Origin of the sequence: Actinoallomurus iriomotensis, from assembly GCF_030269445.1 — a bacterium.
Lineage (GTDB): Bacteria > Actinomycetota > Actinomycetes > Streptosporangiales > Streptosporangiaceae > Actinoallomurus > Actinoallomurus iriomotensis.
Genome location: NZ_BSTJ01000008.1, coordinates 21154 through 42536, shown reverse-complemented (window position 1 = coordinate 42536; position 21383 = coordinate 21154). Strand labels below are relative to the sequence as shown.

Annotated in this window: 18 protein-coding genes; 5 read left to right on the top strand and 13 right to left on the bottom strand. The window is 71.8% G+C overall.

Features of this window, described 5'->3' with window-relative positions:
• Positions 1-4 precede the first annotated feature (4 nt).
• Complete coding sequence (locus QSK37_RS29745; protein ID WP_285627679.1) at positions 5-2248, top strand: glycoside hydrolase family 3 N-terminal domain-containing protein; 2244 nt, start codon at positions 5-7, stop codon at positions 2246-2248.
• A gap of 85 nt (positions 2249-2333) precedes the next feature.
• Here the strand turns inward: QSK37_RS29745 and QSK37_RS29740 are convergent, their stop codons facing one another.
• The 3 genes from QSK37_RS29740 to QSK37_RS29730 form a co-directional block, all read right to left on the bottom strand.
• Positions 2334-4490 carry an MMPL family transporter gene (locus QSK37_RS29740; protein WP_285627676.1) on the bottom strand — a complete coding sequence of 719 codons (2157 nt, stop codon included), beginning with the start codon at positions 4488-4490 and terminating at the stop codon, positions 2334-2336.
• Positions 4491-4608: 118 nt separating this feature from the next.
• Complete coding sequence (locus QSK37_RS29735) at positions 4609-4806, bottom strand: hypothetical protein (RefSeq protein WP_285627674.1); 198 nt, start codon at positions 4804-4806, stop codon at positions 4609-4611.
• Positions 4807-4862: 56 nt separating this feature from the next.
• Positions 4863-5204 carry an ArsR/SmtB family transcription factor gene (locus tag QSK37_RS29730; RefSeq protein ID WP_285627672.1) on the bottom strand — a complete coding sequence of 114 codons (342 nt, stop codon included), beginning with the start codon at positions 5202-5204 and terminating at the stop codon, positions 4863-4865.
• Between the two features lie 114 nt (positions 5205-5318).
• Between QSK37_RS29730 and QSK37_RS29725 the strand changes: the two genes are divergently transcribed.
• The 3 genes from QSK37_RS29725 to QSK37_RS29715 all read left to right on the top strand — a co-directional run bounded on the left by QSK37_RS29725 (position 5319) and on the right by QSK37_RS29715 (position 8064).
• On the top strand, positions 5319-5891 hold the full coding sequence (locus QSK37_RS29725) for an RNA polymerase sigma factor (RefSeq protein ID WP_285627670.1): 573 nt from the start codon (positions 5319-5321) through the stop codon (positions 5889-5891).
• Positions 5888-6538: a hypothetical protein gene (locus tag QSK37_RS29720; protein WP_285627668.1), complete on the top strand. Its 651-nt coding sequence runs from the start codon at positions 5888-5890 to the stop codon at positions 6536-6538. Before QSK37_RS29725 ends, QSK37_RS29720 begins: the two co-directional genes overlap by 4 nt.
• A 101-nt stretch (positions 6539-6639) precedes the next feature.
• A complete protein-coding gene (locus QSK37_RS29715) occupies positions 6640-8064 on the top strand; it encodes a phospholipid carrier-dependent glycosyltransferase (protein ID WP_285627666.1) in 1425 nt (474 codons plus the stop codon).
• On the opposite strand, the gene QSK37_RS29710 is transcribed toward QSK37_RS29715, so the two are convergent.
• From QSK37_RS29710 to QSK37_RS29670, 9 genes are all read right to left on the bottom strand, one after another.
• Positions 8033-9286 (bottom strand): glutamate-5-semialdehyde dehydrogenase, encoded by a 1254-nt coding sequence (locus QSK37_RS29710; protein ID WP_285627663.1) that lies wholly within the window; start codon positions 9284-9286, stop codon positions 8033-8035. The two genes, QSK37_RS29715 and QSK37_RS29710, sit on opposite strands and share 32 nt — an antisense overlap.
• A gap of 14 nt (positions 9287-9300) precedes the next feature.
• Complete coding sequence (gene proB / locus QSK37_RS29705; protein ID WP_285627660.1) at positions 9301-10443, bottom strand: glutamate 5-kinase; 1143 nt, start codon at positions 10441-10443, stop codon at positions 9301-9303.
• Positions 10444-10465: 22 nt separating this feature from the next.
• Entirely contained in the window at positions 10466-11932 is a 1467-nt protein-coding gene (obgE, locus tag QSK37_RS29700) for a GTPase ObgE (RefSeq protein ID WP_285627657.1), read from the bottom strand.
• 87 nt (positions 11933-12019) lie between these two features.
• Positions 12020-12277 (bottom strand): 50S ribosomal protein L27, encoded by a 258-nt coding sequence (rpmA, locus tag QSK37_RS29695; RefSeq protein ID WP_285585044.1) that lies wholly within the window; start codon positions 12275-12277, stop codon positions 12020-12022.
• A gap of 9 nt (positions 12278-12286) precedes the next feature.
• A complete protein-coding gene (gene rplU, locus QSK37_RS29690) occupies positions 12287-12601 on the bottom strand; it encodes a 50S ribosomal protein L21 (protein WP_285585043.1) in 315 nt (104 codons plus the stop codon).
• Between the two features lie 220 nt (positions 12602-12821).
• The gene (locus QSK37_RS29685; protein ID WP_285627654.1) at positions 12822-15374 is read right to left on the bottom strand and encodes an Rne/Rng family ribonuclease; all 2553 of its coding nucleotides are present in this window, start codon (positions 15372-15374) and stop codon (positions 12822-12824) included.
• A 164-nt stretch (positions 15375-15538) separates the two neighbouring features.
• Complete coding sequence (locus QSK37_RS29680; protein ID WP_285627652.1) at positions 15539-16357, bottom strand: TIGR03936 family radical SAM-associated protein; 819 nt, start codon at positions 16355-16357, stop codon at positions 15539-15541.
• A gap of 67 nt (positions 16358-16424) precedes the next feature.
• Entirely contained in the window at positions 16425-17090 is a 666-nt protein-coding gene (locus QSK37_RS29675; protein ID WP_285627650.1) for a hypothetical protein, read from the bottom strand.
• Positions 17091-17117: 27 nt separating this feature from the next.
• Positions 17118-18200 (bottom strand): LacI family DNA-binding transcriptional regulator, encoded by a 1083-nt coding sequence (locus tag QSK37_RS29670; RefSeq protein ID WP_285627647.1) that lies wholly within the window; start codon positions 18198-18200, stop codon positions 17118-17120.
• A gap of 92 nt (positions 18201-18292) precedes the next feature.
• Here QSK37_RS29670 and QSK37_RS29665 point away from each other — a divergent pair, with 92 nt between their 5' ends.
• Positions 18293-18511, top strand: coding sequence for a hypothetical protein (locus QSK37_RS29665; protein WP_285627645.1), 219 nt, complete (start codon positions 18293-18295; stop codon positions 18509-18511).
• A 927-nt stretch (positions 18512-19438) separates the two neighbouring features.
• Here the strand turns inward: QSK37_RS29665 and QSK37_RS29660 are convergent.
• Positions 19439-21355 carry a TIGR03960 family B12-binding radical SAM protein gene (locus QSK37_RS29660; protein ID WP_285585036.1) on the bottom strand — a complete coding sequence of 639 codons (1917 nt, stop codon included), beginning with the start codon at positions 21353-21355 and terminating at the stop codon, positions 19439-19441.
• Between the last annotated feature and the right edge of the window lie 28 nt (positions 21356-21383).

Below are 21383 nucleotides of genomic sequence, written 5' to 3'. Positions count from 1 at the left end.
CGTCATGAGACTGAGGTCCAGGGCCGCCCACATCGGGCTGGCCGTCACTCTCACCCTCTCCGGCCTGGCGTTGAGCGCGACCGGCGCCAGCGCCCAGTCCGGATATCAGGACCCGCACGCCCCCGTGCCCGCCCGTGTGGCCGACCTCCTCAAGCGCATGACGCTCGAGGAGAAGGTCGGTCAGATGACCCAGCCGGCGGTGGTCAACATGCAGGGCGACTGCCAGTGGGCCGGCGGCGCCCTGGTCGAGTCCTGCATGAAGCACATCCTGACCGACCTGAAAGCCGGCTCGGTGCTGTCCGGCGGCGGGGAGACCCCGCCGCAGAACACGCCCAAGGACTGGGCCGACATGGTCAACGCGGTCCAGAAGTACGCGATCGACCACTCCCGCCTGCACATCCCGATCGTGTACGGCGTCGACGCCGTACACGGGCACAACAACGTCCTCGGCGCCACGAAGTTCCCCCAGCAGGTGGGCGTCGGCGCCACCTGGGACCCGCAGCTGTCCGAGGCGATGGGCGAGTCCACCGCGCGCGCGGTCAAGGCCACCGGCCCGCAGTGGGACTTCGCGCCCGTCGAGGACATCTCCCGTGACACCCGCTGGGGCCGCTACTACGAGACCTATTCCGAGGACCCGTACCTCGCGGGCTCGCTCGGCGCCGCCAACATCCAGGGCCTGCAGAAGTCCGGTCAGGTCGCGGCGACGGTCAAGCACTTCGCCGGCTACTCCGCGCCGTTCGCGGGCCATGACCGCACCGAGGCGCACCTGGACCCGCGCTACTTCCAGGACACGTTCCTGCCGGCCTACAAGGCGGCGGTCGACGCGGGCGCGCTGACCCTCATGGCCAACTCCGGCTCGGTCAACGGCATCCCGGCGCACGCCTCGCACTACCTGCTCACCGACCTGCTGCGCAGGCAGTGGGGCTTCAAGGGCGTCGTGGTCAGCGACTGGAACGACGTCCAGAGCCTGCAGACCGCCTACCACCTGAGCGACACCTACGCGGGAGCCGCGGCCATCGCGGTCAACGCGGGCGTGGACATGGCGATGCTGCCGCCGGGCAGCGTCGACGACTACGTGAACGGGCTCATCGCCGACGTCAAGAGCGGCAAGGTGTCCAAGGCGCGCATCGACGAGGCCGTCTCGCGCATCCTGACGCTGAAGTTCAAGCTCGGCCTGTTCGAGCACCCGTACGTGGACGCCTCCCAGGCGGACGGCATCGCGCTCGGCGCCGACAAGGACCTCGCGGTCCGCGCGGCCACCGAGTCGCAGACGCTGCTGAAGAACGACGGCAACGTGCTGCCGCTGTCGACCGGCGTCGGCAAGGTGGTCGTGACCGGCCCCAGCGCCGACTCGATCCCCAACCAGGACGGCGGCTGGACGATCCAGTGGCAGGGCATCCCGGACGGCGTCAACGATCCGGGCGTCACGGTCTACCAGGGCATCAAGAACCTCATCGGCGACCACGCCAAGCTGGTCAAGGACGCCGGTGACGCGGTCGACCAGACGAAGGGCGCGGACGCGGCCGTCGTCGTGGTCGGCGAGAAGCCGGGCGCCGAGGGCACCAACGACAACGAGACGCCCGAGCTGGCCGCCGACCAGCAGAAGCTGGTCGACGACCTGCAGGCCACCGGCAAGCCGGTGATCGTGGTGGTCGTGGCCGGGCGGCCGCTCGCCCTCGGCGGCGCCGCCGACGCCAAGCAGCTGCTCATGTCCTGGCTGCCGGGCAGCGAGGGCGGTACGGCGGTGGCGAACGTCCTGTTCGGCAAGGCCAACCCCAGCGGACGCCTGCCGGTGTCGTGGCCGAAGGTCGCCGGCGACGAGCCGATGTTCTACCAGCAGCTGCCGGGCACCAACTCCGGCACCAGCTCGTCCTACGATCCGCTGTTCGGCTTCGGCGCGGGCCTGTCCTACACCTCGTACGCGGTGAACGACGTCTCGGTGTCCGGCGGCAGCACGGTGAAGGTGTCGGTGAAGGTCGCCAACACCGGTTCCCGCGACGGCGACATGGTGGTACCGGTCTTCGCCCAGCAGCCGGTCAGCCGCATCCTCGTCCCGCCGAACCGCCTCGTCGCCTACACTCGCGTGCCGCTGAAGGCCGGCCAGTCGACGACCGTCTCGCTGTCGTTCCCGGTGTCGCGCCTGGCCGTGACGCAGGGCGACATCAACGGCTCGTCCACCCGGTCGGTCGTGCCCGGCCAGTACAAGATCGTCGCCGGCGGTAAGTCCGCGGACCTGACCGTTCACTAGGCGACCCCGGCCACCGGCCCTCCGCCGGGAGAGGCGGTCGCCCCGGCGGGTCCGCAACCCACCCGCCGGGGCGACCCAGCCTTTCTCACCGGCGGCGACCCCACGCCCGGTCGCCGAGCAGGGCCAGAGCGGCCGGGAGGAGCACGCCGCGTACGAGGGTGGCGTCGAGAAGGATGGCCACGGACAGCCCGACGCCCATCATCTTGTACTCGATCGCGGTCAGCACGACGAAGACGCTGAAGGCCGCGGTCATGATGACGGCGGCGCTGGTCACGACGCCCGCGCTCGCGCCGACGCCCTCGACGACCGCCTCGCGCGGACCGGCTCCGCCGGACCGGCGCTCGCGGATCCGGCTGAGGATGAAGATGTGGTAGTCCATGCTCAGGCCGAACAGGACGACGAACATGAACACCGGGAGCCAGTCGACGATCCCTCCGTAGGAGGTGAAGCCGAGCAGCGAGCCCCCGTGGCCGCCCTGGAACACCCAGCCGAGCACGCCGCACGCGGCGCCGATCGACAGCAGGTTCAAGGCGATCGAGACCAGCGGCACGGTGAGGGAACGGAACGCCACGGCGAGCAGGACGAACGCCAGCACGAGCACGAACCCGAAGACGAGCGGCGTACGGCCGGACAGCTGCCGGGTGAAGTCGTACGCCAGCGCGGTCCGGCCGGTGACCGCGTACTCGACCCCGTCCACGTGCCCGAACGCGGCGGGCAGGGAGCGGTGCCGCAGCGTGCCCAGCGCCCGGACGGCCGTCTCCCCGTTGCCGAAGTCGGCCAGGGGCACCCGCAGGAGCAGCGCCCGGCCGACCCGCGCCTGGGCGATCGGCTGCGCCCCGTCGCCCCGCAGGCCGTCGACGGCCCGCCGTGCGGCCGGACCGTCGAGCGCGCCGTCACGTGTCTCCCACACCACCACGCGAGCCGGAGACGGCGTGCCCGGGAAGGCCTCCTGCATGCGGACGGCGGCGTCCACGACGGGCACGCTGCGCGGCAGGCTGTCGGTCACGGCGGCGTCCTGCAGGTGGATCCCGAACACGGGCAGCGCCATCACCACCAGGGCGAGCACGGCCGCGCCGCCCCACAGGAGCGGCCGCCGCACGACCACCCGCGCGACCGCCGTCCAGGTGCGTGACTCCGCCGCGGCCGTACGCCGGCGGCCCAACCATGGGAGCCGGCCCCGGTCCACCCAGCGGCCCAGCAGGCTCAGCAGCGCCGGCAGCACGGTCACCGAGCCGACCATCGCGAGGCCGACCACGAGGACCGCGCCGATCGTCAGCCCGCGCAGCTCGGCCAGCCCGCTGAACAGCAGCCCGGTCATGCAGAGCATCACCGTCAGGCCCGAGACGAGGATGACGTGCCCGGAGGTGCGGGCGGTGACCCGCAGCGCCTCCCGGACGGTACGGCCCGCGGCGCGCTCCTCGCGTTCGCGTCGCAGGTAGAACAGCGAGTAGTCGATGCCGACGGCGACGCCGATCAGCAGGACCATGGAGTGGGTCGCGCTGTTGATCGGGGTCCAGTGATCGACCACCTGCAACAGGCCGAACGCGCCGATGACGGTGCTGAGCGCCAGCAGCAGCGGGATGCCCGCCGCGATCAGCGAGCCGAACACCACCAGCAGGATCACCACGGTGATCGGCAGTGAGAAGTGCTCGGCCCGCTTGAAGTCGCCCTTGATGCCCTCGTCGACCGCGGAGCTCAGACTGCGGTCGCCGGCCTGGGCCACACGCGCCCCCGGATGGCGGGCCGCCACCTCCGCGACCGCCTTCACGACGGCGTCGTACTGCGCGTCCACCTGTTCGTACGGTCCCGCGAGCTGGAAGGTGACCAGGCCGGAGCGGCCGTCCCTGGACACCAGGGGCGAGCGGAAGCCTGTGACCGTACCGGGCGTCCGCCGGAGCGCCGCCTCCAGGTCCCGCGCGGCCTGGCGCAGGTCCGGGTCGTCCGCGAACCGTCCGCCCGTACGGGACTGGACCAGCACGTTCTCCAGGACCGGCACGTAGGCGTGCTGGGCGTCCAGGACTCGTTGGGCCCGGCCCGACTCCCCCGGATCGATGCCGCCGGCGCCCTGACCCGGGATCAGCGTGCCGGCGAGCACGGCGAGGATCACCAGGGCGAACCAGCCCGCGATGGCCGGTGTGCGGTGCCGCACCGACCACCCCGCGACGCGCTCCACGAGGGGCGCGGGCCCTGCCGGGGCCCGCGCCGCGGTCTCCGGCGGGGCCGACTTGCCAATGCGCAGCATGAACTGCTGTCCTTTCCACGAAGGGGTATTCGACGAGAACTCGCCCTCGGGCGAGGTGATGCTTCTTCGCTACCTGGGCCGCCGAGTTGCAGCTCGGCGGCCCGGGGTCCTCCGATCGTTACTCGACCTCTTTGAGGATCCGTTCCAGTGAGGCCAGGCGCCCGCGCATGTCCTCCAGGACCAGGGTGATCTCCCGGAGCTGAAGGTCGGTCCTCTCCTGCACGGCCGCGGTGCTCTCGGCGAGCTCCTGGTACCTCCCCTCGCGCGGCGCCAGGATCTTGGCCCGCACGATGGCGGCGACCTGCCAGATGGTCACGGCGACCACCGTGGAGAGTCCGGCGGCTCCGATGACTTCCGCCAAGGCATGCCCGTTCATATGGGTGATTCCTCCCCGCCGTCGCGCTGGACGATCTCGGGTGTGGTGAGAGTGAGTACGGCGGCCGCGACGGCCTCCGGGGTGAGCTGGATGGAGAAGGGGGTCACCTCGTAGAACTTCATCGCCTTCCCGTCCTCGGACAGCTCCATCTGGGCCGACACGAGCCCGGCCGCCTGCAGCTTCCGTAGGTGCACCTGGAGCAGCGCACGGCTGATGCCCAGCTCACGGGCCAGCCGGCTGACGTAGTTGCGCTCACGCGCCAGCGCCGCGACGACGCGCAGGCGATGCGGGTTGGCGAGCGTCGCCAGCACCTCCACGAGCTCGTCACCGGTCGGCACGGAGACTCTCCTAACAATTTTTTGCCCCTGCAAAGAAAAGTTAGCATGTAACCCTTCCTTCGCCAATGACCAAGTAAGGGTGTGATCCGGCGGAACGGTGAAGGAGGCGGACCGATGCGCGGCAGGCACGCATCGCCGGCAGAGGTCGCCACCGACCCTGAGGCGTTCGAGCGGTTCTACCGGCGCCACGTCGACGCGGTCACGCGGTTCGTGGCCCGCCGGCTCGACGATCCTCACCTGGTCGCCGACCTGGTCGCGGACGTGTTCGTCGCGGTGATCGACTCGGCGCACACCTACCGCGCGGACCGTGGCACCGAGGTCGCGTGGCTGCACGGCGTGGCGCGCAACACGCTCGCGGCGTACCGGCGGCGGGAGGCACGACAGCAGCGGCTCGAACACCGGATCGCCGGCCGTCGCCTGCTCGACACGGACGACGTGTCCCGGCTCGAGGACCGCATCGACGCGGAGAGACCGGCGCGCCGGCTGCTGGCCGCGATGGCCGGCCTGCCGCCGGGCGAGCGCGCGGTGCTGGAACTCGTGGCGATCGACGAACTGACCGTCGGGGAGGCGGCCGCCGTCCTGGGCATCCGGCAGAACACCGCCCGGGTCCGGCTGCACCGGGCCCGCCGATCGCTGCGCGGCGATCCCGACACCGGCCCGACCGTCGCCGTGGAGGGACTGCGATGAGCTTCGAGGACAGGCTCCTGGCGGAGCTGAAGACCGAGGTGGCGGACCGAGCCTCCCGGCGACGCGGCACGGTGCGGCGGCGGTGGCGCACGGCGGGACGACCCACGAGGGTCCGGTGGCGGCCGGTGACCGTGGCGGCCGCCGCGGTGGCCGTTCTCGCGGCGCTCGCCGTCCCGGCGCTGATCGGCTCGGAGGCCACGGCGGCCTACGCGGTCACCCGGAACGCCGACGGCTCGATCACCGTGACGGTCAAGGAGTTGCGCGCGGCGGCCCGGCTGCAGGCGGAACTCGCGGACGACGGCGCCCGTACCGACATCACCTATCTGCCCCAGCACATGAGATGCACCGGCGAGCGGGGCGCCGTGGTCGACCAGCCCGCTCCCCCGACCCCGTCGAAGTCCGTGACGAAGATGTCCGACCTGCCCCGGTCGTACCGGGACATGCTCGCGCACCAGCCGCTCGTGTGGCCGGCGTCGAAGCGCTCGTTCCAGTCCTTCAAGATCTTCCCCCAGCGCATCAAGCCCGGTCAGACGCTCGTGGTGGAGCTCGCCGAGTCGCACCGCACGAAGTTGTGGAAGCTCGGGTCCTACCTGGTGGCCGGGCCGGTCCGGCCCTGCGTGTTCGAGAACGACCCGTACTGGAACTGACCCGCGACTGAGACCGCCTTCCGGCGGCGCGTAACGCGCCGCCGGGCGGCCGGTGACGCTTGTCCGCACGCTATTGGACGAAATTACAATAAGGAGCCGCTTTGCCGCACCTTCTCGCCGACGCGCCCGTCTCGCGGCTGCCGTCCCGCCGACCCGCCGGACGTTCGCGGTGGGCGGCGCACGCGCCGTTCGGCGTGGTCCTCGCCGTCGCGGCCGGGCTGCGGATCGTGACGATGCTCGGATACCGGCCCGGCCGGGTGTACTACATCGACTCCTACGAGTACCTCGGCCTCGCGCTGCACCTGCGTCCCGGGACGGGCTTCCGCGGCATCGGCTACCCGCTGCTGCTGCGCCTGTTCCTGCCGTTCCACAGCGTCCCCGTGGTGGTCGCGACGCAGCACGTCCTCGGCCTCGCGACCGGCCTGCTGATCTACGCGCTGCTCCGCCGCAGGGGCGTGCCCGGGTGGGGCGCGGTGCTCGCGACGGTGCCGGTCCTGTTCGACGGGCAGATGCTCCAGCTCGAACACGCCGTGCTGTCCGACACGCTGTTCCTGTTCCTCGTGGTCGTCGCGGTGGTGACGCTGATGTGGTCGCCCGGCCGCCCGTCGGCGCGTGCCGCGGCGGGCGCGGGCCTGGCGCTCGCGGCGGCCGCGCTGACCCGCAGCGCAGGCCTGCCGCTGCTCCTGCTCGTACTGCTCTACCTGGCCGTACGCCGGATCGGCGTGCGCCGGTTCGCCGCCGCGGCGGTCGCGGGCCTGCTGCCCCTCGCGCTGTTCGCCGGCTGGTACCGGGCCGACAACGGCCGCTTCGCCCTCTCCGGGACCGACGGGGTCGCCCTCTGGGCGCGGACCATGACCTTCGCGGACTGCCGCCGGATCCAGCCACCGCCGGACGAGGCCGCGCTGTGCCCGAACGGCACCCGGCAGGACGCCGCGTCGGAGTACGTGTGGGATCCCCGCTCGTCCCTCAACCGCGTGCGCGGGGGCGCCGCCGCGAACAACGACCTCGCCCGGTCGTTCGCGCTGCGGGCGATCCTCGCCCAGCCCCTGGACTACCTCGGCGCGGTCGGCCGCGACGTCTCTCTGACCTTCCACTGGACACCGGCCCGCCATCCCCGGCGCGTGACGCCCGCGTTCGGCTTCGCGAAGGGCCGCTGGGCGCCCGTCGGGGTCCCGCCGTCGGCGCTGCGGACGCTGTCCTCGTACGACCCCGGCGCCACCGGGGAGTACCACTCCGTCGAGCCGTACGCCGCCGTGCTGCGCGCCTACCAGTACCCGGCCTACCTGCGCGGCCCGTTCCTGGCGGCGATCCTCCTCGCGGGCGCGCTCGGCCTGCGGCGCGGCGGCACGCTGCTGCCCTGGGGCACGGCGGTCACGCTGCTGGTCGTGCCGGTCGCGGTCCTCGACTTCGACCACCGGTACGTCCTGCCGGTCGTACCGGTGGCCTGCCTGGCCGCGGCGCTGGCGCTCGCCGGACGGCCCGGCGAACGCCGGGTCAGGCGCCCCTCAGGTGACCCTCGCCGGTGACGACGTACTTGGTGGAGGTCAGCTCGGGCAGCCCCATCGGGCCGCGCGCGTGCAGCTTCTGGGTCGAGATGCCGATCTCCGCGCCGAAGCCGAACTCCTCGCCGTCGGTGAACCGCGTCGAGGCGTTGACCATGACGGCCGCCGAGTCGACCAGGGCCACGAACCGGCGGGCCGCCGACTGGGAGGTCGTCACGATCGCCTCGGTGTGCGCCGAGCCGTACCGGCGGATGTGCGCGACCGCGTCCTCCAGCGAGCCGACCACGGCAGCGGCGAGGTCGAGCGAGAGGTACTCGTTCGACCAGTCCTCCTCGGTGGCGGGCACGACGTCGTCGCCGTACGCGCGCACGGCCTCGTCGCCGTGCACGGTCACGCCCTTGCCGCGCAATGCCTCCAGGGCGCGCGGCAGGAAGTCGGCGGCGACGTCGCGGTGAACGAGCACCGTCTCGGCCGCGTTGCACACCGACGGCCGCTGCGTCTTGGCGTTCACCAGGATGTCCACGGCCATGCCGAGGTCGGCGTCGGCGTCGACGTAGACGTGGCAGTTGCCGACGCCCGTCTCGATCACCGGGACGGTCGACTCCTCCACGACCGAATTGATCAGCGACGCGCCGCCGCGCGGGATCAGCACGTCGACCAGGCCGCGGGCGCGCATGAGGTACTTCACCGAGTCGCGGTCGCGACCCGGGACGAGCTGCACGGCGTCGGCGGGCACGTCGGTGAGCGCGGAGCGCATGACCTCCACCAGCGCGACGTTGGAGTCGTACGCCGAGGAGGAGCCGCGCAGCAGCACGGCGTTGCCGCTCTTGAGCGTCAGCGCGGCGGCGTCGACGGTGACGTTCGGCCGGCCCTCGTAGATGATGCCGACGACGCCCAGCGGCACGCGGACCTGCCGCAGCTCCAGGCCGTTCGGCAGGGTGTAGCCCCGGACCGACTCCCCCACCGGGTCCGGCAGCGAGGCCACGTGGCGTACGGCGGCCGCGATCTTCTCGACGCGCTCGGTGGACAGGCTCAGCCGGTCGATCATGTACTCGGACGTGCCGGCCTCGCGGGCCCGCGCGACGTCGCCGGCGTTCGCCTCGACGATCTCGGCCGACCGGGCGAGGAGGGCGTCGGCGATCGCGTGCAGCGCGGCGTCCTTGGTGGCGCGCGGCAGCGGGGCGAGCTCGGCCGCCGCCTGCCGGGCGCGCCGCGCCACGTCGAGAACCTGCTCCTGAGTGGTCACGTTTCTGTCCCCTCCTACCCCGCCGCCGACCGCGACGGGGTCTCCGGATTCGCCAGGACGACGAGGTCGTCCCGGTGGATGATCTCGCGTTCGTACTCCGGGCCGAGCTCGCGCGCCAGCCAGCGCGTCGAGCGGCCCATGAGGTCGGGGATCTCCCCAGCGTCGTAGTTGACCAGCCCGCGGGCGATCAGGCCGCCCTGCTCGTCGCACAGGTCCACCGGGTCGCCGGCGCTGAAGTCGCCCTCGACGCCGGTGATCCCGGCGGGCAGCAGCGACTTGCCGCGGCGTAGGACGGCCTCGACCGCGCCCGGGTCGAGCCGCAGCCGCCCCTGTCCGGTCGTGGCGTGCGCCAGCCACTGCCGCCGTGCCGAGGGCCGGGTCACCGGCGGGTGGAAGTAGGTGCCGGCGTCCTCACCGGCCAGCGCCTGTTGGACCGAGGCGGCGTCGGTCAGCACGACCGGCACGCCCGCGATCCGCGCGGCCTCCACCTTGGTCACCATGCCGCCGGTGCCGACCCGCCCGGAGGCGCCGAGGCGTACGCCGTCGAGGTCCGCCGGCCCGCGGACGTGCTCGATGCGGCGGGAGCCCGGCAGCCGCGGGTCACCGGTGTAGAGCGCGTCGACGTCGGAGAGCAGGATCAGCGCGTCCGCGCGGACCAGGTGGGCGACGAGGGCGGCGAGCCGGTCGTTGTCGCCGAAGCGGATCTCGTCCGTCGCGACCGTGTCGTTCTCGTTGACGATCGGCACGACGCCGAAGGCCAGGAGCTGTTCGAGCGTGCGCCGGGCGTTGCGGTGGTGCGAGCGCCGCATCATGTCGTCCGCGGTGAGCAGCACCTGCCCGACGCCCAGGCCGTACCGCGCGAACGACGACGCGTAGCGGGCGATGAGCAGGCCCTGGCCCACGCTCGCCGCCGCCTGCTGGATGGCCAGGTCACGCGGGCGCACCGGCAGGCCGAGCGGGCTCATCCCGGCGGCGATCGCGCCCGAGGACACGAACACCACCTCGCGGCCCCTGCCGCCGTCCGGGGTCCGCCAGCCGGCCAGGGCGTCGACGAGCGCGTCAATGCGGGCGGCGTCGATCGCGCCGTCGGGCGTGGTGAGCGAGGAGGAACCCGCCTTCACCACCACGCGGCGGGCGCTCGCGATGGCGGTACGCATCAGCTCGTCCGCCTCCGGCGCGTCATCGGCCCTCCAGCCTGGTGTCGGTGCCCCGGCGACCCAGCCCCTGCTCGGATCCGGCGAGCACCTCCGGCTCCCAGTCGAAGACGATCGAGTCGTCCTCGGTGCCGATGAGCACGGTCGCGCCGGGTTCGGCCCCGGCCTCGGCCAGCCGCTCCTCGACGCCGAGCCGGGCCAGCCGGTCGGCCAGATAGCCGACGGCCTCGTCGTTGGAGAAGTCGGTCTGCCGGAGCCAGCGGCGCGGCTTCTCCCCGGTGATCAGGAAGCTGCCGTCGCCGAGGCGGCGGATCTCGAACTCCGGGCCGCCGACCGGCTCCGGCCGGATGACCAGCCGGGTCGGTTCTTCGGGCGGCTGCGCGGCGCGGTGGGCTCTCACCATCTCGGCCATCGCGAAGCCCAGCTCGCGCAGGCCCTCGTGCGTGGCGGCCGAGATCTCGAACACGCGCAGGCCGCGCTGCTCGAACTCGGGGCGTACGAGGTCGGCGAGCTCACGGGCCTCGGGAACGTCGACCTTGTTGAGCACGATGACGCGGGGCCGGTCGGCCAGCGGCCGGTCGCCGAGGGCGTTGTAGGCCTCCAGCTCGGCCTCGATGACCTCGAAGTCGGAGATCGGGTCGCGGCCCGGCTCCAGGGTCGCGCAGTCGAGCACGTGCACCAGCGTCGAGGCGCGCTCGATGTGCCGCAGGAACTCCAGGCCCAGGCCCTTGCCCTGACTGGCCCCCTCGATGAGGCCGGGCACGTCGGCGACCGTGAACACGGACTCCCCGGCGCTGACCACGCCGAGGTTGGGCACGAGCGTGGTGAAGGGATAGTCGGCGATCTTGGGCTTGGCCGCGGACATGGCCGCGATCAGCGACGACTTGCCCGCGCTCGGGAAGCCGACGAGCGCGACGTCGGCGACGGTCTTCAGCTCCAGGACGACGTCGAGCTCGTCACCGGGCTCGCCGAGCAGCGCGAAGCCGGGCGCCTTGCGCCGCGAGGTGGCGAGCGCGGCGTTGCCCAGCCCGCCGTGCCCGCCCTGGGCGGCGACGAACCGCGTGCCGGCGCCGGTCAGGTCGGCGAGGATCTCGCCGTCCGGCGTCTTGACGACCGTGCCGTTCGGCACGGCCAGCAGGAGGTCGGCGCCGTTGGCGCCGTTCTTGTGCGACCCCTGCCCCTGCTTGCCGCCGTTCGCCTTGCGGTGCGGGCGCTTGTGGTATTCGAGCAGGCTGGCGGCGTTCGGGTCGACCTCGAACGTGATGTCGCCGCCGCGCCCGCCGTTGCCGCCGTCCGGGCCGCCGAGCGGCTTGAACTTCTCCCGGTGCACCGAGGCGCAGCCGTTCCCGCCGTTGCCGGCCTGCAGATGCAGCGTCACCCGGTCGACGAACTGCGCGCCCTTGCCACCCGGGGCGCGGCCTCGGACGGGGGCGTGATCGTCTCGGTGGCCGTCGTGCTCCCCCGTCGCGGGGGAAACGGCACGATCCGGCATGGTTCCTTCTTCCTGTCGTAAAACACGACAAGGGCGGGCCGATCGATCGGCCCGCCCTTGTCTCGAAGTCGTGTCGCTCCGGCGGACCTATTCCGCCGGGGGGACGATGCTGACGGCGCGACGGCCGCGGTAGCGGCCGAACTCCACCGCGCCCGCGACGAGCGCGAACAGCGTGTCGTCGCTGCCACGACCCACACCCGGACCCGGGTGGAAGTGCGTGCCGCGCTGGCGGACGATGATCTCGCCGGCGTTGACGACCTGGCCGCCGAACCGCTTCACTCCGAGCCGCTGCGCGTTGGAGTCACGGCCGTTACGGCTGGACGAGGCGCCCTTCTTGTGTGCCATGTCTGCGACCTACTTTCCGGCCTTGATACCGGTCACCTTGACCTGGGTGTACGGCTGACGGTGACCCATGCGCCGCTTGTACCCGGTCTTGTTCCGGTAGTGCATGATGTTGATCTTCGGACCCTTGGTGGCCCCGAGGATCTCGGCGGTGACCTCGTACTTGGCCACATCGGCAGGCGCGCTGACGACGTTGTCGCCGTCGACGACGAGCACTGCTGGCAGCGTCACCGTGGAGCCGACCTCACCGGACAGCTTGTCGACGGCGAGCACGTCGTCGACGGCCACCTTCTCCTGCCTGCCGCCGCAACGGACGATCGCGTACACCGCGGAACCTTTCCTTTGCGTGCCTCGGGCACGACTTACCGAACTGAAGCTCATTTCGGAAGCTGCTGCCTGTGCCCCATCGGGCGAGGGGCCTCAGGCGCGCTAACAACGACGCGAGAGCGCCGGGCCCTCAGGATACCGGATCGGGAGCCCTGAGGTCGAACCGGACGCCTTTCCGGGCCGTGGACCGGCGCGGACGCGCCGTCCACACCCGGGCAGGTCAGTCGGCCGCCGCCTCGGACTTGGCCCGCGGCGACCGGCGGGTACGCCGGCGGCGCCCGTTCGCGGTCGGCTCGGCGTCGCTCACCTCGGCATGGTCGGCCGGGCCGCCGTGGTCCGCGGCCGCGGGGGCGGGCTCGGCGGCGCCGTGGCCGTTGTCCCCGGTGTCCGCCGTGGCAGGCTCCTTGGCGTCCGCCTTGGCGGGCTCCTTGGCGCGCTCGGCCTGGGCCATCTTGTCCTCGACGGCCTTCTCGATGTCGCCCTTGCGCTTGCGGCGACGGCTCGACCCGCCGGACTTGTCGGCCTTCGGCTCGACCGGCGACAGTGTCACGTGGATCCCGCGGCCGTTGCAGCACTCACACGGCTCGGAGAAGGACTCCAGCAGGCCGCCGCCGACGCGCTTACGGGTCATCTGGACGAGCCCGAGCGAGGTCACCTCGGCGACCTGGTGCTTGGTGCGGTCACGCGACAGGCACTCGAGCATCCGGCGCAACACCAGGTCGCGGTTGCTCTCCAGGACCATGTCGATGAAGTCGATGACGATGATGCCGCCGATGTCACGCAGCCGGAGCTGATGGACGATCTCCTCGGCGGCCTCGAGGTTGTTGCGGGTGACGGTCTCTTCGAGGTTGCCGCCCTGCCCGGTGAACTTCCCGGTGTTGACGTCGACGACCGTCATGGCCTCGGTACGGTCGATGACCAGCGAGCCACCGCTGGGCAGCCACACCTTGCGCTCCATCGCCTTGGCGATCTGCTCGTCCACCCGGTAGCCGGAGAAGACGTCCTCACCGTCGGACCAGAGCTCGAGCCGGTCGGCCAGGTGCGGCGCGACGTAGCCGACGTACTCCTTGACCATGTCCCAGGCGTCCTCGCCCTGGACGACGAGCTTGCTGAAGTCCTCGTTGAAGATGTCGCGCACGACACGGATGGTCAGGTCCGGCTCGCCGTACAGCATGGCCGGGGCGTTCGCCGTCTTGGACTGCCGCTTGATGTTCTCCCACTGCGCGGACAGGCGGGAGACGTCGCGGGCCAGCTCCTCCTCGGCCGCGCCCTCGGCGGCGGTGCGCACGATCACGCCGGCGTTCTCGGGCATGACCTTCTTGAGGATCTGCTTGAGGCGCGTGCGCTCCTTGTCGGGCAGCTTGCGGCTGATGCCGGTCATCGAGCCGTCCGGGACGTACACGAGGTAGCGGCCCGGAAGCGAGATCTGGCTGGTCAGCCGCGCGCCCTTGTGGCCGAGCGGGTCCTTGGTGACCTGGACGAGGACCGACTGGCCGGACTTCAGCGCCGACTCGATGCGGCGCGGCTGGCCCTCCAGCCCGGCCAGGTCCCAGTTGACCTCGCCGGCGTACAGCACGGCGTTGCGGCCCTTGCCGATGTCGACGAACGCCGCCTCCATCGACGGCAGGACGTTCTGCACCTTGCCGAGGTAGACGTTGCCGACGTAGGACTGGTGGCTCGACCGGTCGACGTAGTGCTCGACCAGCACGTTGTCCTCGAGGATGCCGATCTGCGTACGGTCGCCCTCCGAGCGGATCACCATGACGCGCTCGACCGACTCACGGCGGGCCAGGAACTCCGACTCGGTGACGATCGGCGGCCGGCGACGGCCCTGCTCGCGTCCCTCGCGGCGGCGCTGCTTCTTGGCCTCCAGGCGCGTGGAGCCCTTGACCGCCTGCACCTCGTCCTCGACGGCGCGGGGCTCACGGACGTGCACGACGGTGTTGGGCGGGTCGTCGCCCGCGACGTCGTCGCCCTCGCCCCCGCCCGTACGGCGACGGCGGCGGCGACGCCGGCGGCTCGAGGAGGAGCCGGCGTCCTCGCGGTCCTCGTCCTCGTCGTCGGACTCCTCGTCGGCCTGCTGGGCGTCCTCGTCGGTGTCCTTGGTGTCCTCGGTGTCCTGGCCGTCGCGTGCCTTGCCGCGACCGCGGCCGCCGCGGCGACGCCGGCGGCGTCCGCCCTTGTCGGTGCCCTCGTCGTCATCGGCCTGGTCGTCGGCCTCGTCGGCCTTCGGCGCCTCCTGCTTGGGCTCGGCCTTGGGCTTGGACTCGGCCTTGGGCTTGCCCTCGGCCTTGGGCTTGGGCTGACTCTCGGCCTTGGGCCGGCGCGGCGGGGCCTCTTCGGCGGGCAGGGCCGGCGGCTGGAAGACGACCATCGGCGGCTGGAACGCCGCGTCGGGGACCTCCGAGGTCTTCGGCGCGCCGGAGGCGGCCGGCGGCTCGGCGGACTCGGCCTTCACCGTGGCCTTGACCGGCGCTTCGGCCTTGACCGGTGCCTCGGCCTTGACCGGCGCCTCGGGCGTGGCCGGGGTCTCCGGCTCGGCCGCGGGCTTGCGCGTGGTCCGGCGGGTGCGCGTGGTCTTGGATGTGGCCTTGGCAGGGGCGGCCTGGTCCTCGCCGGCGGGCGCGGACGGCGTGCTCTCCTCTGGTTCAGGAGGCGGTCCGGCCGGACGGCTGGCCCGGCGCGGGCGGCTCACCTGCTTGGTCTCACCACTCGATTCACTGCCGTTGTGTTCAGTGCCGCCTGCGGCGTCACCGATCTCGTTGTCAAGCATGCGGGCGTTCTCCCGTCAGCTCCCGGGCGCGACCCGCGAGGGTGCGCCGCACAGGAGCGATCCGTTTCTCCTTGGCGCCGGCTCGGCCCTTCGGGTCGTGCCGACAAAGTCATCAGGGGTGCGCCCGGCTTTCGGTGAGAGTCCATGCGATGCACGGAAACCACCTACGGCTGGGCACCGACGGCGTCCGGCTCCGCCATCCGTACGGCGTCCGCGTGCGCGGCGGCGACATCGCCTGCCGGTGCGGTCTGCCGGTCGGGGGCCAGCGGGTCGGTGAGCTCACCGGTGTCATCGGCGAGCAGTCCCTGCGCCAGCCGCGTCACCAAAGGAGGCGACGGCGGCGCGAGGTCGGCCACAAGCCGAAGTCCGGTGAGGACGTCGTCAGGTCGAACAGCGGGTGTCGTGTGCCGAACAACCATTCGAAGTATGGCACACTGCGCATCCGCGCCCTCGGTGGCACGCCGGTCGAGCTCGCACGCGATGACCGCGGCGCGGGCGTCGAAGGTCCGGCGGCCCTTCTTGGTGAGGCGTTCGACCTCGATCTCATCGGCCGCCAGGAAGGCGGCCGCGGCGGCGCCGGCGGTCTCCGGGGTGACCCCGTCGAGACGTACGAGCCAGCTCGATGCCTCCAGGCGGTCCGCCAGAGCTCCGTTGCGCGCCTCGACGACGTCGAGGATGTCCAGACCCTCGGGTAGCGCGTCGTCGAGATCGGCCCGCAGCCGACCTGGGTCACAGGTGGCGGCAAGCCCGATTTCGAGGTACTCCGCCTCACTGGCCACACCAGTTGCCGCCGCACCCGAATACGAGATCTTCGGATGCGGGCTGAATCCGGCGCTGAACGCCACCGGAATCCCGGCGCGCCGGATGGCGCGTTCCACGGCCCGGGAGATGTCTCGGTGGCTGGTGAACCGCAGCCTGCCGCGCTTGGCGTAGCGCACGCGAAGCCGCTGGATCACGGGGGCCGGCGCCGGGCCCTCCGGCATGGGTGCCAGTGTTTTGATCCTTCCTACTCGTGCCAGTGCGAAAGTCTTTTGTTCTAAGAGTACGGGGTCACGGACGCCGTGCATCCAGGCCGAGCGCTCTGGAGACCGAACGTCCGGCCGCGCGTACGGGTTCCAGGACATAGTGGCGGAACCAGCGGGCCGCCGGTACCACCGTGGCTCGCCAGACCTGCCGTACGGCGCGCAGCACCGGCCTGAGCACCATCCGCCACAGGAACCTCAGGGGCCGTACGAGGAGGTGGTGGAGAATGACGCCGGCGAGCCGCCAGGTGTAGGCGATCAGTCGGCCGAAAGCAGCCAGAACCGGCCACAGCACGGCGCGCCACAGCGCGGCGAGCGCCCGGCCGACGGGCCGCGCGACGAACATGAAGAGCCGGCCGGCGAGCGTGGCGAGCCAGGCGACGCCGCGCAGGAGCGGCACCAGGACGTACCGCAGGATCGCGCGTCCCAGCGGCAGCAGGAGCACCCGGCCCACCCATCGCAGGGGCAGCACCAGCAGGACGAGCACGAGCCAGCGGATCGGGCGCCAGACGAGTTCGCGCAGGATCCACGCCACGGGCCGTACGAGGCCGTTGTAGAGCAGCCAGCCGAGCGGGCGCAACACGTACGCGCGGACGAACCGCCCGATCAGGCGCAGCCCCTCCCACAGGAGGCGAAACGGCAGAACGATGATCAGAAGGGGGATCGTCACGCAGCCCGGGGGACGGCTGTCCATGCTGTTCACTCACCTAGGACGCGGCCGTCACGAATTTCGTTTCGTCCGCGGGGGCGGCGCGGTGGTGCGGCGAACGATCAGCCGGTGTTCCATCAGGACGCACGGCGCCGGATCGTCGCGGGACGGCTCGAGCAGCAGCCGCCCGGCCGTGGTGCCCTTCTCGGTGATCGGCTGACGGACGGTGGTGAGCCCGGCCGGCTCGGCGGCGGGCACATCGTCGAACCCGACGACGGACAGCTCATCGGGGATGCCGATGCCCCGCTGGGCCGCGACGTCCATCACCCCGAAGGCGATCTCGTCGGTGGCCGCGATCACGGCCGTCGGCCGCGGGTCCAGGTCGAGGATCCGCGCGGCCGCCCGGCGCGCGATCTCCCGGTCGTTCGTGGTGGGGTGAATCGGGATTTCGGACCAGCTCAGACCGGCTTTCAGACACGCGTCGTGGTAGCCGGCCACCCGGGCGCGGCCCGCGCCGAACCGGTGGGCGGCGGCGAGGTCGATGTCGAGCCAGGCCTGCTCGTGACCACGGCCGGGGACCTGGGCCGCCATCGGCTGCGCCGCGATGATCGCGATGTGCCGGTGCCCGAGTTCGAGCAGGCAGGTCGCCGCCTCGCTCGCCGCGGCGCGGTCCTCGATGCCGACGAACGGCACGCCGGGGACGTACGGATGGTCGACCGTGACGACGGGAAGCCTGCGGCGCAGGACGGTCTCCACCAAAGGGTGGGCCTCCGGCGAGAAGAGGCAGAAGCCGTCGACGACGGCGTCGCCGATCACCTCCTCCGCGACGCCGGGCGAGGGCCAGCCGATCAGATGCAACCCGGTGCCGGACTGCTCGGCCACGCGGGCGAGCCCGCGCAGGAAGCCGACGGCGTAGGAGTCGGCGAAGGCGTACGACAGCGTCTCGGTGAAGACGACCCCGATCACCCCGGCGCGTCCGCGGCGGAGCGTACGGGCGGCGGGGTTCGGCCCCGGGTAGTCGAGCTCCTCGGCGACTTCCATGATCCGCTGCCGTAGCTCCTGTTTGAGCTGGTCAGGCCGGGAGAAGGCGTTCGACACGGTCGTACGTGAGACGCCGACCCGGTCGGCGATCGTCTGCAGGGTGACGCGTTCCACATCGGAAACCCTAATTCTGAATTGATTCAGAAGCGACATGGACGTAGGCTCATGCCTGGTTCTGAATCGATAAAGAGACCTAGAGAGGGCAAATGGAACCGCTGCAGATGATCGCGTTCGAGTCCGCTCGCCGTCAGGCGCGGCAGCACCTGCTCGACTCGCGCCCGGAGGCACCCCGCGTGCCCTACCGGCCGACCGCGCGCCACGAGGCGACGGCCCAGGTCCGGCAGACCGCCCGCGTGCACCTCGCGGGCCTGCTGCGCCGCACCGCCGACCGGGTCGACCCCTGCGCGACCCCGTCCGCGGGCTGAGCCCCCGGCCCAGCCCGACGCGCGGACCGAGCATCCGCCCGGATCCCGCGTACGGACTGAGGTCCCAGCCCAGCCCCGCGCACGGACCGAGCACCCGCCCGGCCCCGCTTACGGGCTGAGCCTCCAGCCCAGCCCCGGCGCGCCGAGCACTCGCTCGATCCCGCGTACGGGCTGAGCCCGGCCTGATCCGGCGGTCGAACCGCACGAACCCGTGCTGACGCCCCGGATCCCACCGACTCCCGTCGCCGCCCGAAGGCCGCCCGCTCCGGCCGTCCGGCGACAAGCCCTGTGAGACTCTCCGCTCGTCGCGGAGACATCCTCACAGGGCTGCCTGCTTTTCCGGAGCAGGTCTCCGCCGACCACGCGCGGACAGTCTGGTTATCCACAGCCCCTTGGACGGCCTTCCGCCGGCGGACCAGGGGGCTGGACAATGAAAGTGGGCTGGAGCCCCCAGGGCGGGTGGGCCGCACCACGGGTGGGCCGCACCACGGGTGGGCCGCACCACGGGTGGGCCGCACCACGAACGGGCCGCCCGCCTGCGACGACGTTGCGCTCGCCCTCCATCCGATCCCCGGTCGGGCCGGCTACCACCGCGACGCTCCGCCTGCCACGATTCCCGATCGCCACCGCGACCGCCCGCAGGCGCGCGGTCCGCCGACCGCCTCATCGACCACCGCCCGGTGCCGGAACTGAGCGGCGTGGACTTCGGCGAGTCCCTCGGCGTCCACGTCGGCCTAAGGGCACCGGCCCTGCCCACACGGCGATCGAACCGATGCCGCCACCACAGCCCCGCACATCCCTCAGATCGAGTCCAGGTAAAGCCGGCCGGGGAAAGACAACTCAGGTCGAGGTCCAGCGGGCGGCGGCCACATCAGGACCGCCCTGGTCTCACCACCGGCACGCCGTGCCGCCGGTGGGACCCGGGGATCAGACGACGGTCAGCGGGAGGAGTTTCTTGCCCGTTGGGCCGATCTGGATTTCCGTGTCCATCGTCGGGCAGACGCCGCAGTCGTAGCACGGGGTCCACCGGCAGTCTTCGACCTCGGTCTCGTCGATCGCGTCCTGCCAGTCCTGCCACAGCCATTCGCGGTCCAGGCCGGCGTCCAGATGGTCCCAGGGCAGGACTTCGACCTCGTCGCGCTCGCGGACGGTGTACCAGTCCAGGTCGACGCCCTCCAGGGCCTTCTCGGCGCAGGACTGCCAGCGGGCGAAGCTGAAGAACTCGCTCCAGCCGTCGAAGCGGCCCCCGTCCTCCCAGACGGCCTGGATGACCTTGCCGACCCGGCGGTCGCCGCGGGACAGCAGGCCCTCGATGATGGACGGCTCGCCGTCGTGGTACCGCAGGCCGATGGCGCGGCCGTACTCCTTGTCGCGCCGCAGGGTGTCCTTCAGCGCGCGCAGGCGCCGGTCGACCGTCTCGTGGTCGCACTGGGCGGCCCATTGGAACGGCGTGTGCGGCTTGGGCACGAACCCGCCGATCGAGACGGTGCAGCGGATGTCGCGGCGCCCGGTCGCCTCGCGGCCTGCGCGGATGACGCGCCTGGCCATGTCGGCGATGGCGAGGACGTCCTCGTCCTCCTCGGTCGGCAGGCCGCACATGAAGTAGAGCTTGACCTGCCGCCAGCCGTTCTCGTACGCCGTGGTCACGGTGCGGATGAGGTCGTCTTCGGAGACCATCTTGTTGATGACCTTGCGCATGCGCTCCGAGCCGCCCTCGGGCGCGAACGTGAGGCCCGAGCGGCGTCCGCCGCGGGAGAACTCGTTGGCCAGCGTGATGTTGAACGCGTCGACCCGCGTGGACGGCAGGGACAGCGAGGTGTTGGTGCCCTCGTACCGGTCGGCCAGGCCCTTGGCGATGTCGCCGATCTCCGAATGGTCGGCGCTGGACAGGCTGAGCAGCCCGACCTCCTGGAAGCCGGACTCCTTCAGCCCCGTCTCGACCATCGAGCCGATCGTCGTGATCGACCGCTCTCGTACGGGGCGGGTGATCATGCCGGCCTGGCAGAAGCGGCAGCCCCGCGTGCAGCCGCGGAAGATCTCCACGCTGAAGCGCTCGTGCACGGTCTCGGCGAGAGGCACCAGCGGCTTCTTCGGGTACGGCCACTGGTCGAGGTCCATGACCGTGTGCTTGGCCACCCGCCACGGCACGCCGGGCCGGTTGGGCGCGACCCGCTGGATCCGGCCGTCCGGCAGGTACGTGACGTCGTAGAACCGTGGGACGTACACGCCGCCGGAGCGCGCCAGCCGCATCAGCAGCTCGTCGCGGCCACCGGGACGGCCCTCGTCCTTCCACTCGCGGATCACCTCGGTGATCGCGAGCACGATCTCCTCGCCGTCGCCGAGCACGGCCGCGTCGAGGAAGTCGGCGATCGGCTCGGGGTTGAAGGCCGCGTGCCCGCCCGCGAGCACGATCGGGTGGTCGTCGGTACGGTCCGCGGCGTGCAGCGGGATCCCGGCGAGGTCGAGCGCGGTCAGCATGTTGGTGTAGCCGAGCTCGGTGGAGAAGCTGATCCCGAACACGTCGAACGCGCCGACGGGGCGGTGGGCGTCCACGGTGAACTGCGGGATGCCGTGCTCGCGCATCAGCGCCTCGAGGTCGGGCCACACGCTGTAGGTGCGTTCGGCGAGCACGCCCTCGCGCTCGTTCAGGATTTCGTAAAGGATCTGGACGCCTTGGTTCGGCTGCCCCACCTCGTACGCGTCCGGGTACATCAGCGCCCACCGGACCTGCGCCTCGTCCCAGTCCTTGACCGAGGAGTTCAGCTCACCGCCGACGTACTGAATCGGCTTTTGCACCGCGGGGAGCAGCGGCTCCAGGCGGGGAAACAGCGACTCGACGGACATGGCGGAAGCCTCCGGGAAACAGGGTGGG

Excerpts from the sequence above, each read along its gene's own strand:
- QSK37_RS29745 (WP_285627679.1), top strand. The coding sequence starts at position 5 with ATGAGACTGAGGTCCAGGGCCGCCCACATCGGGCTGGCCGTCACTCTC.
- QSK37_RS29740 (WP_285627676.1), bottom strand. The coding sequence starts at position 4,490 with ATGCTGCGCATTGGCAAGTCGGCCCCGCCGGAGACCGCGGCGCGGGCC.
- QSK37_RS29725 (WP_285627670.1), top strand. The coding sequence starts at position 5,319 with ATGCGCGGCAGGCACGCATCGCCGGCAGAGGTCGCCACCGACCCTGAG.
- QSK37_RS29720 (WP_285627668.1), top strand. The coding sequence starts at position 5,888 with ATGAGCTTCGAGGACAGGCTCCTGGCGGAGCTGAAGACCGAGGTGGCG.
- proB (WP_285627660.1), bottom strand. The coding sequence starts at position 10,443 with ATGCGTACCGCCATCGCGAGCGCCCGCCGCGTGGTGGTGAAGGCGGGT.
- obgE (WP_285627657.1), bottom strand. The coding sequence starts at position 11,932 with ATGCCGGATCGTGCCGTTTCCCCCGCGACGGGGGAGCACGACGGCCAC.
- rpmA (WP_285585044.1), bottom strand. The coding sequence starts at position 12,277 with ATGGCACACAAGAAGGGCGCCTCGTCCAGCCGTAACGGCCGTGACTCC.
- QSK37_RS29685 (WP_285627654.1), bottom strand. The coding sequence starts at position 15,374 with ATGCTTGACAACGAGATCGGTGACGCCGCAGGCGGCACTGAACACAAC.
- QSK37_RS29680 (WP_285627652.1), bottom strand. The coding sequence starts at position 16,357 with ATGCCGGAGGGCCCGGCGCCGGCCCCCGTGATCCAGCGGCTTCGCGTG.
- QSK37_RS29675 (WP_285627650.1), bottom strand. The coding sequence starts at position 17,090 with ATGGACAGCCGTCCCCCGGGCTGCGTGACGATCCCCCTTCTGATCATC.
- QSK37_RS29665 (WP_285627645.1), top strand. The coding sequence starts at position 18,293 with ATGGAACCGCTGCAGATGATCGCGTTCGAGTCCGCTCGCCGTCAGGCG.
- QSK37_RS29660 (WP_285585036.1), bottom strand. The coding sequence starts at position 21,355 with ATGTCCGTCGAGTCGCTGTTTCCCCGCCTGGAGCCGCTGCTCCCCGCG.